This is a genomic window from Anabaena sp. WFMT, assembly GCF_051781005.1.
GTDB lineage: Bacteria > Cyanobacteriota > Cyanobacteriia > Cyanobacteriales > Nostocaceae > Anabaena.
The window spans coordinates 168,909-185,321 of record NZ_JBPWOA010000016.1 but is presented as its reverse complement, the minus strand read 5'-3'; the positions used below and the strand labels follow the sequence as shown (position 1 = coordinate 185,321).

12 protein-coding genes are annotated in these 16,413 nt (G+C 38.8%); all 12 read left to right on the top strand.

The window, feature by feature from the left end:
* Window positions 1–89 precede the first annotated feature (89 nt).
* The 12 genes from ACSQ6I_RS08425 (at window position 90) to ACSQ6I_RS08370 (ending at window position 16,223) form a co-directional block, all read left to right on the top strand.
* Window positions 90–221 carry a hypothetical protein gene (locus ACSQ6I_RS08425; protein WP_438889898.1) on the top strand — a complete coding sequence of 44 codons (132 nt, stop codon included), beginning with the start codon at window positions 90–92 and terminating at the stop codon, window positions 219–221.
* A 200-nt stretch (window positions 222–421) separates the two neighbouring features.
* Window positions 422–1,699 (top strand): M16 family metallopeptidase, encoded by a 1,278-nt coding sequence (locus tag ACSQ6I_RS08420; RefSeq protein ID WP_438889897.1) that lies wholly within the window; start codon window positions 422–424, stop codon window positions 1,697–1,699.
* A 246-nt stretch (window positions 1,700–1,945) separates the two neighbouring features.
* Window positions 1,946–2,818, top strand: a complete 873-nt coding sequence (locus ACSQ6I_RS08415) for a fructosamine kinase family protein (protein WP_438889896.1) — start codon at window positions 1,946–1,948, stop codon at window positions 2,816–2,818.
* 164 nt (window positions 2,819–2,982) lie between these two features.
* Window positions 2,983–3,612, top strand: coding sequence for a 2OG-Fe(II) oxygenase (locus ACSQ6I_RS08410; protein ID WP_438889895.1), 630 nt, complete (start codon window positions 2,983–2,985; stop codon window positions 3,610–3,612).
* A gap of 659 nt (window positions 3,613–4,271) precedes the next feature.
* Entirely contained in the window at window positions 4,272–7,334 is a 3,063-nt protein-coding gene (locus ACSQ6I_RS08405; RefSeq protein ID WP_438889894.1) for a peptidase domain-containing ABC transporter, read from the top strand.
* A gap of 135 nt (window positions 7,335–7,469) precedes the next feature.
* On the top strand, window positions 7,470–9,005 hold the full coding sequence (locus ACSQ6I_RS08400) for an HlyD family efflux transporter periplasmic adaptor subunit (RefSeq protein WP_438889893.1): 1,536 nt from the start codon (window positions 7,470–7,472) through the stop codon (window positions 9,003–9,005).
* Between the two features lie 62 nt (window positions 9,006–9,067).
* Complete coding sequence (locus ACSQ6I_RS08395; protein WP_438889892.1) at window positions 9,068–9,265, top strand: hypothetical protein; 198 nt, start codon at window positions 9,068–9,070, stop codon at window positions 9,263–9,265.
* A gap of 123 nt (window positions 9,266–9,388) precedes the next feature.
* Window positions 9,389–10,171 (top strand): peptidylprolyl isomerase, encoded by a 783-nt coding sequence (locus ACSQ6I_RS08390; RefSeq protein WP_438889891.1) that lies wholly within the window; start codon window positions 9,389–9,391, stop codon window positions 10,169–10,171.
* Window positions 10,172–10,555: 384 nt separating this feature from the next.
* Window positions 10,556–10,894, top strand: coding sequence for a hypothetical protein (locus ACSQ6I_RS08385; RefSeq protein ID WP_438889890.1), 339 nt, complete (start codon window positions 10,556–10,558; stop codon window positions 10,892–10,894).
* 226 nt (window positions 10,895–11,120) lie between these two features.
* Window positions 11,121–11,387 (top strand): hypothetical protein, encoded by a 267-nt coding sequence (locus tag ACSQ6I_RS08380; RefSeq protein WP_438889889.1) that lies wholly within the window; start codon window positions 11,121–11,123, stop codon window positions 11,385–11,387.
* Between the two features lie 298 nt (window positions 11,388–11,685).
* Complete coding sequence (locus ACSQ6I_RS08375; RefSeq protein ID WP_438889888.1) at window positions 11,686–13,059, top strand: calcium-binding protein; 1,374 nt, start codon at window positions 11,686–11,688, stop codon at window positions 13,057–13,059.
* Window positions 13,060–13,568: 509 nt separating this feature from the next.
* Window positions 13,569–16,223: a tetratricopeptide repeat protein gene (locus ACSQ6I_RS08370; protein WP_438889887.1), complete on the top strand. Its 2,655-nt coding sequence runs from the start codon at window positions 13,569–13,571 to the stop codon at window positions 16,221–16,223.
* Window positions 16,224–16,413: the final 190 nt, after the last annotated feature.

Sequence of the window (16,413 nt, the reverse complement as noted above, 5' to 3'; positions counted from 1 at the left end):
CGTAAATGTCAAAACGCAGGTGAACAAATTGATTTATTTGAAGCTTTAGCGATAAGTGATCCATCATCTGTTGAGGCGTTTTAGAGATATTGAGAAATGTTAAGTTAGAAGCAGTAATAGCTTTAACTATTCAGGCTTTTGGCAAAATTAAAGATACAGATATTAGGGAAAGATTGAAGCAAAGTGATGATTTGTTGGCGAAGCTGTTGGTGTGGAACTAGCTGCACAAGGTATTACTCAGTTAGTTAGCAGTTTGCAATCAATAAGATTATTTAGATAGACAGGACTTTGATCACAAAATAAAGATCCCCGACTTCTTAAAGAAGCCAGTAATTTGAATTGAAACGTCTCTACAAGGTTTACACCATTAAGGTGGTTGTAAGATATAAGAAGTAACCTAGCCTTTCACTCGCCACTACCAATGACATCAACTTTGCTGAAATTTCCTCGCCTGAATGCGCCAAAGCTACACCATTTACCTAATGGTTTAACAATCATCGCCGAACAAATGCCGGTGGAAGCCGTTAATCTCAGCTTATGGGTAAAAATTGGTTCTGCTATAGAATCAGATCCTATTAACGGTATGGCTCATTTTTTAGAGCATATGATTTTTAAGGGAACACAGAAATTGGTAAGTGGCGAGTTTGAAAGGCGAATTGAAGAACGGGGTGCGGTGACTAATGCGGCCACGAGCCAAGACTATACTCATTACTATATAAATAGTGCGCCTCAAGACTTTGCAGAATTAGCACCACTGCAAATGGATGTGGTATTTAATGCCAGTATTCCTGATGATGCCTTTGAACGGGAACGTTTGGTAGTTTTGGAAGAAATTAGACGTTCAGAGGATAATCCCCGTCGGCGTATTTTTCGCCGAATCATGGAAACTGCTTTTGATTCTTTACCTTACCGTCGTCCGGTACTAGGGCCAGAAGATGTGATTTCTCAACTTAAGCCACAGCAAATGAGGGATTTCCATGCTCATTGGTATCAACCGCAGTCAGTTACTGCTGTAGCTGTGGGTAATTTACCTGTAGAGGAATTAGTAGAAATTGTGGCTGAAGGCTTCATCAAAAATAATCCGCAGTCAACAGTTAATAGTCAGCAATCAAAAGTTGTTCCTGAACCAGCATTTACAGAAATTGTTAGACAAGAATTTATTGATGAAACTCTCCAGCAAGCAAGGTTAGTGATGATTTGGCGAGTTCCTGGGTTAATGGAACTAAATCAAACTTATGCGCTGGATGTTTTAGCGGGAATTTTAGGACATGGACGGACATCAAGACTGGTGTATGATTTACGGGAAGAACGGGGATTGGTGAGTACAATTTCTGTCAGCAATATGAGCCATTTGCTACAGGGTGCGTTTTCTGTTTCGGCTAAATGTGAAGTGGAAGATTTAGCAAAAGTAGAAGATGCGATCGCACAACATCTGCGAAAATTACAAACAGAATTGGTGAAAGAGTCGGAAATTGACCGTGTACGGCGACGTGTGGCGAATAGATTTGTGTTTGGAAATGAAACCCCAAGCGATCGCGCCGGCTTATATGGTTATTATCAATCTTTAATTGGCGATTTAGAACCAGCATTTAATTACCCAGATTATATTCAAGCCCAGAATGCAACTGACTTGATGCAAGCTGCAACAGACTATCTTTCTCCAGATGCTTATGGTGTAGTTATCATCAAACCAGCGTAGGGGAGGGGTTTCCCCGCCCTTAGGGAACACCAGAAAATAAATTATCCAATCTTGTGGGATGGGCATCCTGCCCGTCCTTGATAATTTGCGGGCAGGATGCCCGCACCACAAGAAATTTTTGTACATTTTTTTATTTGGAAGTCCCTTAGTTTCCTTGGTTTCTCCGCCCTTGATTTTCATTATCCATTGGTAATTTTTCTTAATTGATAAGCAAGGGCGAATTACAATTCGCCCCCATAAAAAACTATGATTTGGCAAGAAATTGATACTCATATTAGCCAAGTAACTGGCCAAAAATTTCACTCTTCACAACATTTATCCGTCAGTGGCGGCTGTATTAACCAAGGTTATGCAGTTAGTGATAGCAAACTCACCTACTTTGTCAAATTTAACCAAGCATCCCAAGTGGCGATGTTTGAAGCTGAAATGCTGGGCTTACAGCAGATGCGTAATACAAAAACTATCCGTGTTCCTCAACCTCTGTGCTGGGGTACAGCAAGTAATTCTGGCTACATTGTGCTGGAATGGCTAGAAATGACCGATGGGAATAGCAAATTTTGGCAAAAAATGGGGCATAATTTAGCAGCAATGCACAAAACCAGTAGTAACGAAGGTTTCGGCTGGAAAATGAATAATACTATTGGTTCCACACCCCAAATTAATACTTGGAAATCTGACTGGATAGAATTTTATACTCAACATCGCTTAGGTTATCAATTTCAATTAGCAAAGCGACAAGGAGGAAGTTTTCCTCTAGAAAATAAATTATTAGCCGCTATTCCCGAATTATTAGCAGATCATCAAGTACAACCTTCCTTAGTACATGGTGATTTATGGGGAGGAAATGCAGGTTTTACTATTGACGGTGAACCCGTGATTTTTGACCCAGCGACTTATTTTGGTGATAGAGAAGTTGATATTGCCATGACAGAATTATTTGGTGGATTCCCACCGATTTTTTATCAAGGATATGCGGAAGTATTTCCTTTAGATGAAGGTTATGAAAAACGGAAAACACTTTATAATCTTTATCACGTTTTAAATCATTTTAATTTGTTTGGTGGTGGTTATGCTTCCCAAGCTAATCAGATGATTGAGAGAATTTTGCGGAGTGTATGAAGTTAAAAATGTAAGAATTCAGGAGTCAGAAGTTAAAATACTCATGAAATCAGGAATAGAGAGAAGTGATATTTTTCAGAATCATCACACCTGAATCCTTACAAAAAAGTTTTGTTTGATTCCCCACACCCAAGCTAAATAGATAAATTTGTGATTTACGGAATGTGAAATACTATCAATTAGAAACCAACGTTTTACCTAATAATTACCTAAATGATTTGTGGGGAGAAATTCAGGCTAGTCCTTACTTTTCTATCAACAACCTCAACCGCGATTTTATCAATACCAAGGGATTTTCTGTGGTGTTTCAACGTGGGGGCTTAAAAACAGTTGAACAAAAATTCCCCTTTTTTAAGCCTTATTTAGATTTGGCTCTTCAGTCGAATTGTAATGCTTTTTACTTAAATCCTTTACTGTTAAAAGAAGGTTCCCGTGTTGATCCACACATAGATCGTTCTTTGCGTTCCTATTGCAAAACTATTGAACCACCCAACATTGTTAGTGTTCTCTATGTGCGTGTACCAGAAAATATGGAGGGAGGGGAATTGGTGCTGAAATCAACTAAACGCCAAGTTGGGCAAGTTAAACCCCAAACTAATACCCTAGTTTACTTTCAAGGCGATTTAACCCATGCTGTTAATGCAGTTAAAACTAACGGAAATCGCTTAAGTTTAGTTTGTGAACAGTATAATTTAAGTGATGCTGAACTTGAGGAAATTCCCATATTTACCTTAGAATCAAGAGCTAGTCAATCTACAAATAAAAAACGAAAATATGCCTTACCAAAACCCTGATCTGAATCATCGTTCTCGGCGTAAATACGCAGATAATCTTGATTTGTATCAAAGATGATAGGCAAGAGATTAAAGAAAAGAAAAATCTCCACATAACATTGATAACTCAAATTTTCGTGATGGTATAATTCCATTCTCCTTAGTGCAGAAGTGACAGCATCCTACTTCAGCAAAGTTTTTTTGTTGGAGTGAAGCGGATAATCATGGCGATAAGTCACTACTAGTCTAAATAGACTATTTCCCGGTGCGAAACTATTGAATTTATCAGATATAAAAATTTGCCAATTTGACGAGAACTATAAATAACTATTTGATAGAATTTCTGGAAAGACGGAAAGACGAGGCTTTTAAGGGATACGACTATAGCGTATTTTAAAAAACTTGCGCTTTACATTAATTGCTTATTAATACAAATTAGATTTAAAAATCTTATTTGTCAATAATTATTAGTTATAGCAACTGACAAGAAAGTTAGGACATCAGGCGATGAAGAAACTCTGTCCACAAAAGGGTTTTAGTCCTGACTCTTGGCTCCGTTCGGCTGATGCTCACGGCGAAGCCTAAATCCGGCTATATATCTTCTTTGAAGAAACCAAAATATTTCTCATAAGAAGGTTAAAAAATAATGTTTTTAATTATAAAATTTTCAGGGGAAATCTGTGTTTTCAGAGCATGATTTATATCAACAACTGACCAATATTTTGGGTGAAAAACTTTCTGAAAGTTGGTTTCAGAGATGCCTGTTAAGACTAGAAATATTACAGCCCTCACCAGCAAAGCTGTTGTGGCAAGCAACAGGGGTAAAACCAGGTATCTACATTATCCTTGACGGTAAAGTTAGACTGCTGGATAACTTTGAAAACTTAATTACCACCCTCTCAGCAGGAGAATCTTATGGTGAACTGAGTCTATTTCCTGAAGAGGACTTTAAACCTTACATTGCTAGAGCTTCGACAAACTTAAAGTTATGCTATTTAAGCGACGAGTGCTTAACTGATGTGATTCAGGAATCTCCTAGCATTGGCGATCGCTTAAAAGCCCGTGCAGAACTTTGGGATTTGCTGCTGTTATGTCGCCAGAACTCACAATTTCCACCCTACACATCACAAGTTCCAGGGATGTTCAAAGCCTTATCCCTCTTTGGACGGCACAATCTCAACACATCAGAGAAAATGCCTGTACTCAAAGATTGCAAACTGTGGCTGCTGTACCGGGGTCAACTACTGCATTCTGAGGGTAACACATTAGAAATTGGCAAAATTTATGCTGAACCAAAACGGGCTAATTGGCAAGCGACACAACCAACGATCGCTTACATTCTCAAGAATTCAGATTGGCAAATAGCATTAGAACATTGCCCGGAGTTAGAGTCATTCCTCACTGAAGACCCATCTTTTACTGTGAAGCAACTGCCACGAAAGGGTAAATCTAAAACCGAACGGTTAGAGTTGAAGGCCAAAATTATTCCCTTTCCCCAGCCAGATTCCCAGTCAGAAAAAAAGCCCAAAAAATCACGCCCTTACTTTCCCAGTCCGAAAGTGCAAATCGGGCATTGGTGGGGACGACTCAGCAAACTTTATCCTTTCTATGCCCAACAAAGTGCCTCTGACTGTGGTGCTGCTTGTATGGTGATGATTGGTAGGTATTGGGGCAAATACTTTAGTGTCAATCGTTTGCGGGAGATGACCAACGTTGGTCGTAGTGGTGCTTCTTTGAGAGCGATCGCATCTGCCGCAGAAAATCTTGGTTTTTCCACCCGTCCCGTCAAAGCTACCCTGGATAAATTTGCAGAACAACCTCTACCTGCGATCGCTCATTGGCAAGGTAAACACTTCATCGTTGTCTATGAAATCACCAAAAAGCAAGTAATTGTCGGCGATCCCGCACTTGGCCAACGCACCCTCACCCGTCAGGAATTTACCACAGATTGGACTGGCTATGCCTTACTTCTAGAACCTACATCTTTATTCAAAGATGTCGAAAATAATGATGTTGGTTTATGGAAGTTTTTTGAATTAGTTAAACCCCACTATAAAGTCCTGATAGAAGTCTTTATCGCTTCAGTAGTCATGCAGCTATTTGGACTGGTAACGCCTATTTTCACCCAGTTATTACTAGACCGAGTGCTGGTACAACGTAGCCTGACTACCTTAAACGCTGTTGGTTTGGGAATGATTGTTTTTGGTTTGTTCAGCATTGCCATGAATGGAGTACGGACATATCTACTCAGTCACACAGCCAACCGCATCAGCATTTCTCTACTGGTAGGTTTTATCAAACATACCTTCCGTTTGCCTCTATCCTATTTTGAATCCCGTTACGTTGGGGATGTTATTTCCCGCATCCAAGAAAACCAGAAAATTCAAAGCTTCTTAACAGGTCAGACGCTTTCAATTGTGCTAGATATGCTGACATTAGTGGTTTATTTAAGCCTGATGTTTTGGTATAGCTGGAAAATGGCACTATTTGTATTAGTAACTGTGCCACCATTTTTTATTGTAGCGCTGGCTAGTACAGGTATTTTGCGCCGCATCTCTAGAGAAGTTTTTAATGCTGGAGCCAAAGAAAACAGTTATATCATCGAATCTCTGACAGGAATTCGCACGGTGCGCTCATTATCAATTGAACAAACAGTGCGTTGGCATTGGGAGGAATTATTGAATGATTTAGTTAAAAAAGGTTTTAATGCTCAAGTAATTGGTATCCGCCTCTCGATGATCAGTAGTGTGATTTCAACTTTTGTGAATACCGCATTGATGTGGTTTGGAGCATTACAAGTCATTCAAGGAGAACTTACAGTTGGACAATTAATGGCTTTTAATATGTTAGTGGGTAACGTCTTGAGTCCTTTTCAAAGACTTTCAGGATTGTGGAATGAATTACAAGAAATCATTATTTCTACCGAACGTCTCAATGATGTTTTAGAAGCTGAACCAGAAGAAGATTTACACAATAAACCCCGCCAAAACTTGGGTAAATTACGCGGTAAAATTTGTTTTGAAAATGTCACCTTCCGCTATCACCCAGAAAGTAAAACCAACGTCCTAGAAAATATCAGCTTTGAAATCAAACCTGAGCAAATGGTGGCTTTAGTAGGGCGGAGTGGTTCTGGAAAAACTACCCTGAGTAAATTGATTTTGGGTTTATATCCACCGACAGACGGTAAAGTTTTAATTGATGGTCATGATGTGACAAGTGTTGCTTTGCGATCGCTCCGTTCTCAAGTCGGCGTTGTCGATCAAGACACATTTCTGTTTGGTGGTACAATTCGGGAAAATATCGCGATCGCACACCCAGAAGCCTCATTAAATGAAATTATTCAAGCAGCACGATATGCAGGGGCAGATGAATTTATTCAGCAACTACCATTGGGTTATGAATCTCAAATCGGTGAAGGTGGTGGAATGCTCTCTGGTGGACAACGCCAACGCCTAGCCATTGCCCGTGCTTTACTTGGAAATCCGCGTTTATTACTTTTTGATGAAGCTACCAGTCATTTAGACTCGGAATCAGAAAGGATTATTCAGAACAACCTCAAAACAATTCTCCAAGGGCGCACGAGTGTAATTATTGCCCATCGTCTCTCCACAGTCCGCAATGCCGACTTAATCCTCGTTTTAGATCGCGGCGTATTAGTGGAAAGCGGTACTCATGATGAATTAATCGCCAAGCAAGGTCATTACTACTATTTGAATCAACAACAACTAGCTCAGGCTGGTTAAAACTGGGTAATAGGGAATGGGAGTTTTTGAATTTTGAAAAAGAGGCAGAGGAATTTTCCCCCTTGCTCTCTACTCCCTTGCCTCTTGTTGAATTGATTTCTCCCCACCGCATCTACTGTTTTGGGACATAAAACTATGCCATATATATCTCCTAATTCCTCATCTGCACTTCCAAAAGATGAGCGGGATAACTATGAAGATTACGCAGAGATAGATATTAAGGAGCAGACAGAAACAATAGATAATGTCAAAGATTTATATTACGGCACAGAAGAATTGCTGAATGCTTTACCTAGAATTTGGACGCATGGTATATTATATGTGCTAATAGGATTTATGGCTCTTGGTGTACCTTGGGCAGTATTCTCCAAAGTGGATGAAACTGGAAGTGCCAGAGGAAAGATAGAACCTCAAGGAGCAACACAAAAATTAGATAGTCTTGCTAGTGGTAGTGTCAAAACTGTTAGAGTTAAAGAAGGCGACACCGTAACCTCAGGACAGGTTTTGCTAGAACTTGACTCTGATATTTTGCAAACAGAATTGCAACAGGCACAAACAAAGTTAGAAGGTCTACAAAATCGCCAACAGCAATTAGAATTACTCAAAAAACAACTGCAATTTTCCATTAATATTCAGAAACGACAAAATAAATCCCAAGAATTGGAAAAAATTGCTCAAGTTAATCAGGCACAGCAAAATCTTGATGTTAAACAGACTATTTATACCCTCCAAAAATTAGAAAAACAGGCATTAGTTAGTCAGGCTAAACAGCAAATAAAATCTACTCAAAATGACCGTAACTCAGTGCGAATTCGTTTGAGTATAGATAAAAGACAAGTAGAACGTTTTAGCAACCTTGTAGAGGATGGGGCAGTTTCTGCCAACCAAGTTGACCAACTCAAAAAAGAAGCACAAGAAAGCAAACGAGTCTATGAAAAAACGGAATCAGATATTAAACAAGCACAATTGCAATTAGCTGAAGAAGAAAATCGCTATCAGGCAACTATTACTCAGTTAGAGTCTGAAATCAAGCAAGCACAATTGCAACTGCAAGAAGCAGAAAACAACTATCAAAGTATAGTCCAAGCTGGGAAACTGACTGTACTCAAAAGTCAGGAACAACTAAAAGATTTACAGACACAAATAACAGCAGTGCAATCAGAAACTGCTCAAACTCAAAGCCAGATCAAGTCTATAAAACTTCAGATGCAGCAACGAATAGTGCGATCGCCTATTAATGGAACTATATACCAATTACCCATCACTAAACCGGGATCTGTATTACAACCTGGTGAAATGGTCGCACAAATCGCACCTCAAAATACTTCATTTGTACTCAAATCTCAGATACCTATTCAAGATAGTGGCTTCTTGAAGGTGGGAATGCTAGTCAAAATTAAGTTTGATGCTTATCCCTTCCAAGAGTATGGCATCCTCCCAGGGAAACTTACTCGCATCTCTCCCGACTCTAAAGTTAGCCAAACACCCCAAGGAAATGTAGAAAGCTTTGAGTTAGAAATCACTCCAGATCAGCCGTATATTCAAAATGGTAGCAAACGTATTCTATTAACTGCCGGTCAGACAGCAACAGCTGAAATTATTATCCGTCAGCGACGCATAATTGACTTTGTATTAGATCCATTTCAGAAACTGCAAAAAGACAGTTTATAAATGTAGTCAAATATTTAACCCATTGATAACTATTAAACCCACACTAGGAGCAAATTTATTATATGCACCCAATTGAGCTAATGAGGAAATATGGCTGGTCTTACCACAACCTAGCCGCAGAGTTTGGAGTATCAGAAGTTGAAGCCAGACGATGGGCATTTAGAAAAACTGCCAGCAACTACCGAAATCCTCCGTTAATGGCTTACAAACTAGCCGAAAGAATTGATAAGGATTTATCAACTATATCTGCATCAGCATAGAACCATTGTTACTACCAAAGTGACCTAGACTCCTGCTATAAAGTGGGGGTTTAATAAGGAAATAATTCAGTTAAGTTTTTATTTAGCTTTTAGATCACAAATACCCTATAGAGGCATTGCATTATGTCTGAATCTGTTACCATTTCCACCTCAGATATTATTCATACCATCAAACTTACCTGCCAAATTCCTGATGTAGTGAAAACTATCGCCACTCAAAAAATCATTACGGAAGCAGCCGAAGAACGAAGAATTACGGTCACACCAGCAGAACTACAACAAGAAGGAGACAAACTGCGGTTAGAAAAAAAACTCGTCAAAGCTAAAGATACTTGGACATGGTTAGAAAAACACCTTCTGTCTGTGAATGAATTTGAAGAATTAGTCTATAAAAATGTTCTTTCTAGAAATTTAGCTAATCATTTATTTTCAGATCAGGTGGAAAAGTTCTTTTATGAACACAAATTAGATTATTTTGTAGCTGTCACATATCAAGTTATCTTTGATAGTAGAGACGTGGCTTTAGAAATGTTTTATGCCCTGCAAGAAGACGAAATTACTTTTCCAGAAATAGCCCGTTTATATATCCAAGAACCAGAACTTCGTCGTGTGTATGGATACCAGGGACTCCAACACCGAAAAGATTTTCGCCCAGAAATTGCAGCGGCTGTATTTGCGTCAACACCACCACAGATTCTCAAACCAATTACTACACCAAAGGGAGTGTATTTAATTTGGGTTGAGGAAATTATTCAACCACAATTAGATGAGCAGTTACGGGAAAAAATCATTACTGAATTATTTTCTGATTGGTTAAAACAACAAATTGAGTACTTAGAGATAGTTACTAAGGTAGATTCGGATGATAATGTACAACCACAGAAAAAACTAATAGAACAAGCTTAATTTTTATAGCTTGTTTAATTAACAATACCTTTATGGTGTGATTTAAAAATGTGAAATATACCTAATTTTTGTTGTGCATTCATATTTTTGAAATGTGCTGTTTATTAAATTAAATATAAGCTGTAAGTGATTAAAAAAATTACTTATAACTAATCTGGGCAATAAAAACCTAATTATTGTCCAGATTTTTAGTGCCTTTTTTTAAATTAAAATATTAGCAAATGTTGTATTTATTTAAATAGTTACTATTAGTTTTTATCTAAAAAAATCTCCAAAAAAGTGTTGACTTTTTTAAATAACTAACTATATTAGAAATATAGCCAACGCAAACAAATTGGCTAGACAAAAAGCAAACATCAAGGTGTATCTACAAGGAAAAATCCAATGATTATTTCTGATTTAAACGTTTTGGAAGTTGTTGAAGCTGCTGAAGTTGTTGGTGGATTGATATTTCTACCAAACACTTATAACTTCACCAAGAATGTGAATGCTACCTTCAACAACAATTATGCAATTACTGGTAGCAGCAACGTTACTGATATTTTCTCAAAGACAGGTACTTACGCTGTTACCTCAACCGTAACAGGTAATTCCGCTTCCGTCTCTTTCGATAACGAAGCAGTCGGTAACGCAAGCAACACTCAAGTCTCAGTTTCTCAACTAGTTAAGGCTGGACAAAGCTCCAACCAATCTGGGATCATTGTTGCTAGTGCTGGCTACTAAATAGACTAAAAAGTTGTCTTTAATTGGGCAATTTTTTCCGAATAAAAGCTCATGAGCATCTGAATAAAGTTGCCCAATTAAGGGCAACTTTTACTGAGATAATCCCACTTTTGTAAAAATCTAACTCCGATTATCTAAAGCCTTTTTCTACAGTTAGTCAAAAGAGTTTTTTGATAAAAATAAAATTCTTGTTTTTTAGAAGTATAAAAATCAAAAGTGAGAAGCGATGATAATTTCTGATCTCGATTATTTGGACTTCATTCCTGAAACATCTACCATTGGTTTAAATGGCGGTGGTGCTATAGCAATATCTAGATTTTCAGCAGCAGCCTTTGGTAGTTCAACTTACACTGGTACTGTTATTAATAATCTAGCAAGCTATCAACCAAATGGTTCCGTTGCTAGCAGTTCTATTCGTGTTATTTCAATAGCCTCTGGTGGCAATACTTCCTCTAGTGCTTCTGCTTCTTCATTATCTTCAAGCTCAAAGTAGTGGTTAGATAATTTTTTTCCCACTTTGCCAGCAATAAATTTCCAATTTAATGAGCGGCTAACCCTCTTCTTTTCAAGTGAGGGTTAAAAAAATAATTCCCTTATTTGAAAATCCAGATATTCTCAAGGTTTCAAGATTTTATTGCTAACAAAAGATTTCCAACATTTTAAAATCTTGATAAATCGCTAAACACCTTGTTAAATAAAGAGTTCAGATTTGGCTCTGCCAAGATTGATGAAAGAGGGACGATTCTTTTCAAATATTTCTAATGTTGAATATTTTAGGAGACAAATCATATATGGTTTACATCAAAGGAACAGCTAATAATGATCGACTGCAAGGTACATCTAGCGACGATCAGATATCTGGTGCTAATGGTGATGATTTCTTGGTGGGATTGCTTGGCAATGACTACATCTCAGGAGATCATGGTAATGACATTATCTCCGGCGACCTTGCCGTTGACTTGACTAATCCCAACAACCCCATATTCACCGAAAGCCCTAACGATGGCAGCGATCAACTCTATGGGGGCAATGGCAATGACTTTATCTGGGGTGGAGGAGGGAATGATATCCTTGACGGGGGCAATGATAATGATGTTCTCTATGGAGGTTCTGGAGATGACAGGTTGAGTGGTAGCTTTGGGGATGATTTCCTCAACGGAGGTGATGGTAGTGATAATCTTAATGGCGGTTTTGGGAATGATTTCCTTTTTGGGGGCGCTGGGGCTGATTTTTTGAATGCGGGGTTTGGTGATGACTTACTTGATGGAGGAAGCGGCAATGATACCCTGAGAGGTGGTAATGGCAATGACTCCATCTATGGAGGATCTGGCGATGACGACATATCCAATGGAATCAATGGAAACCCGACCAATGATCCTAACCTTCCCCGTGGTCTTGTCTTATTCGTAGGGGAGAGTGGAAACGACACCATCTCTGGAAGTGTGGGAGATGATCGGATTTTTGGAGACTTTTACGCAGATGTAGACACTGGAGGGAATTTTATCAGTTATAGTGACGACCCTAACAACCCTGATGGCAATGACACCATTAATGCAGGATCAGGTAATGACAGTATTTTTGGTGGTGGCGGTAATGATACCATCAACGGAGGATTGGGCAATGACTATATTGATGGTGGTTATGGTGGCTGGGGTATTAATCCTAACGCAGATTTAAATCTGGCTTTAGTGGATTTTGGTAGCAATGATGTACTCTTGGGAAGTGGTGGTAATGACACCCTTGTTGGTGGATTTGGTAGTGACATCCTCAATGGTGGCGGTCAATCGGGTGAGTACGATGTGTTAATTGGTGGTATAAACCTTTTGATAAATGGTCAAAGAGTACCATTCTCAGAGGGAGAGATTATTGGGGTACCCACACCAGATACTTTTGTGCTGGGGAGTACGGGTGCTAACTTCTATGCTGGTGGTACAGGTGGCGTGCTGGTCAGTAACGTGGTCGGATTTGGCGATCGCGCGGATATTCTAGACTTTGAGAATGGTGTAGATAAAATCCAGGTGAATAACCCTGGTGGTATAACTACCGCGAATTACAACGGAAATAAACTGCTTTTGGTTGCGTCCGGCAGCAACTTGGAAGTTATTGGTCAGGTAGTCGGATTTACTGGTACATTTGCACCTGGCACATTTATTCCTGCTGTGTAGCAGAGTTTAGGAAAGGATGCACCGCATTGTTGTAAAGTTAGTAATTTTTTTAGGGTGTATTCCTTTCCATCTCTTGCAAAAAAAATCAAATCCTAGTTAGAGGATGTCTGATAGCTTGCGTGGAGTAGCCATACACTTTTTCGTGTGGTATCTAACACTTGTAGATCCGCCTAAATCCTCCTTTTTAAGGAGGACTTTGAGTAATTTATCCCCCCTTTTTAAGAAGCTACGGTGTACACACAAGTCCTAGATTCTTTACTTGATAAGGTTTAACCTTGACTAAATAAGGCTTTGGGATTTCCCATGTATTCTCAATAAACAAACTTTATCGAGAATCACTAACGAAATATTAAGGGTTACGGAAAATCACTTTCTACAAATCCGAACTTCTTGAAAGATGTGTGTACACCGTAGCTTTTTAAGGGGGTAAGGGGGGATCTTGATCAATTCTGATACTTCTCAGACATCCTCTTAGAGCAAATTCATCAGAGTGCATTAAGACAGATATAATGAATACCGAAAATATTTCAGAATTGAATATTAAATCTCTCATTCAAATGGCGGTGCAGAAGCATCAGTTAGGGCAATGGAGTGAGGCTGAATCAATATACAGATCAATATATAATCAGATATCACAAACCCAACATGATGATCAAGTCACAAAAAATTCCTTAGAAGACCTATATCATCTAATCGTACTTAACTATGGAGATGTTCTCCAGAATCAGGGAAAGTTCCATGAAGCAACCCAGATTTATAAACAAGCCTTAAGTCTTGATCCGAATTTTGCACAAGTTTATAACGACTTGGGTAATATTTTTTTCGCACAGGGCAAGTTAGAGGCGGCTGTAGCCTCCTACCAACAAGCCTTAAAGATTCAACCTGACTTGGCTCTGCCTCATAACAACTTGGGAAATATATTCCAAGAACTAAATCAATTAGAAGCCGCTATAAATTGCTATCAGAAAGCTTTAAAAATTACACCTAACTGGGCTGACGCACATTACAATTTAGGAAATGCACTCAAGGGACAAGGGCAGTTAGAGGATGCTGTAGCTTCTTACCAGCAAGCCTTAAATATTAAACCTAATTATGATTTAGCTAAATTTGGCATTTGTATGACTCAACTGCCAATTATCTATACCAATGTTGATGAAGTTCAGTTAAGAAGAAATCAGTATCAGCAACATCTCCAGAATTTAGCCCACCATTATCAAATTGTTACTGCTGAAGAAAGAGCAGATGCGGCAGAAGCAATCGGTTCATTGCAACCTTTTTATCTGGCTTATCAAGGTTACAATGATCGACATTTACAGCAAATTTATGGGGAAATGATTTGTCAGTTAATGTCAAGCCGCTATCCTCAATATAGCCAGCTAATATCTCTCCCCAATTTACAAGCTAACGAAAAAGTTCGTGTTGGGTTTCTGACTGGATATTTTCGCGATCATTCCTGTTGGAAATTAATGAAGGGTTGGATAGAAAACCTAGATAAAAGTGAGTTTGAATTATTTGGATATCACACAGGATCGCAACAGGATCAGGAGACTGTCAGAGCCGCGAAAGCATTTGATAAATTTACTCAAGGTCCTTTGCCTATTGAGAAATGGGCTGAGATTGTTGAGCAAGACAAGTTACACATCCTGATTTTTCTGGAATTTGGAATGGACCCCATGACGGTGAGACTAGGTTGCTTAAGACTTGCTCCCATTCAAATGACATCTTGGAGTCATCCGGAGACCAGTGGGCTACCAACTATTGACTATTACTTGACTAGTGATTTAATGGAACCTGAAAATGCACAAGACCATTACACTGAGAAGTTAGTCAGATTGCCCAATTTAGGCATCTATTACACAGCTTTAGAAATTCAATCTCCAGCAATCACTAAACAGGATATCGGCATTGCTGATGATGACATTATGTTCTGGTGCTGTCAATCCTTATTCAAGTATTTACCACAGCATGATGATGTTTTTCCCAGAATTGCTAAGGAGTTAGACAATTGCAAGTTTGTATTTATTGAACATCCTGCCAGTAAACGAATAACAGAAATTTTTCGTCAACGGTTGAGTCTTGTTTTTGAGGAATTCGGGCTGAATTATCAAAACCATTGCATCTTTATGCCTCACATGGATACCAGGACGTTCGATGGAACGACAGCCATAGCTGATGTTTTCCTAGATAGCATCGGTTGGTCTGGAGGTAATACTACCCTGGAAGCGATCGCTCATAACATTCCGGTTATGACATTTCCCGGAGAGATGATGCGGGGGCGGCATACGATGGCCATCCTCAAAATGATGGGCATAGAAGAAATGATCGCCGCAACTAAAGATGAATATGTGAAAATTGCAGTCCGTCTGGGGCAAGATACTCAATATCGTCAATACATCTCCCAGCAAGTTGCTGAAAATAAACCTAAGATATATGGCGACTTAAAACCAGTCAGAGCCTTGGAGGAATTTCTTTTAAAACTAGTCAACAAACCCAGAAGATTTGGTACGGCAGAAACGTCAGAAATCCTCCAACTTGCTGTTCAATATCAACGAGCTAATCGCCTAGTCGAAGCTGAACAGCTATACCGTCAGATACTGGAAAAACATCCTGAGCACCCGGAAGCTTTATTCAGTTTAGGGATGTTAGCGCAGCAGTTGGGGCAAACCAAAAGTGCTGAAAACTGGCTAAGTGCTGCTTGTCAATTTCAGCCTGATTCTGTGAAAATTTGGTTCAGTTTAGGTAATCTACGTTTAGCGCAAGAGCAGTTTTCGGAAGCAGTGATAGCTTACCGTCAAGCTCTAGCTCTACGACCAGACTCACTGCCAATTTACAACAACTTGGGCTATGCTCTGCAACAAAAAAAACTATTTGACGAAGCAATTAACTGCTATCAAAAAGCCCTAGAGTTGAAGCCAGACTTCATAGAAACTGATGCGAATTTGGGCAATGCACTACACGCCCAAGGTAAACTATCCAATGAACAAAAACTCTACTATGCACAATTAAATAATAAATTAGGTAATGCTCGAAAAAAATCAGGGGATTTACAAACTGCTGAACTTTACTTTCAAAAAGCCTTAGAACTCAATCCTAACTACGGGGAAGTTTACACAAGTTTAGGAGAAATTGACGACAGTCAGCACAACTTAAAGGAAAAAATATAGGGACACGATACCAACAATATCTCTCTTCTTATTGTTTTTTTCAGAAAAAAAGTTATATGATAAATATGTAGAGTAAAGTAATTAAGCGAATCGTCAATCAAATCAATTGACAAAATAAATTAGTAGTCCCAAAGAAAAACTTAATAAGTATTTCTGCTTTGAATTACCAAGTTAAAAATAAAGGGAATTA

Coding starts and splice junctions, on each gene's coding strand:
- ACSQ6I_RS08415 (WP_438889896.1), top strand. CDS start 1,946: ATGATTTGGCAAGAAATTGATACTCATATTAGCCAAGTAACTGGCCAA.
- ACSQ6I_RS08400 (WP_438889893.1), top strand. CDS start 7,470: ATGCCATATATATCTCCTAATTCCTCATCTGCACTTCCAAAAGATGAG.
- ACSQ6I_RS08385 (WP_438889890.1), top strand. CDS start 10,556: ATGATTATTTCTGATTTAAACGTTTTGGAAGTTGTTGAAGCTGCTGAA.
- ACSQ6I_RS08380 (WP_438889889.1), top strand. CDS start 11,121: ATGATAATTTCTGATCTCGATTATTTGGACTTCATTCCTGAAACATCT.
- ACSQ6I_RS08375 (WP_438889888.1), top strand. CDS start 11,686: ATGGTTTACATCAAAGGAACAGCTAATAATGATCGACTGCAAGGTACA.
- ACSQ6I_RS08370 (WP_438889887.1), top strand. CDS start 13,569: ATGAATACCGAAAATATTTCAGAATTGAATATTAAATCTCTCATTCAA.
- ACSQ6I_RS08420 (WP_438889897.1), top strand. CDS start 422: ATGACATCAACTTTGCTGAAATTTCCTCGCCTGAATGCGCCAAAGCTA.
- ACSQ6I_RS08395 (WP_438889892.1), top strand. CDS start 9,068: ATGCACCCAATTGAGCTAATGAGGAAATATGGCTGGTCTTACCACAAC.
- ACSQ6I_RS08390 (WP_438889891.1), top strand. CDS start 9,389: ATGTCTGAATCTGTTACCATTTCCACCTCAGATATTATTCATACCATC.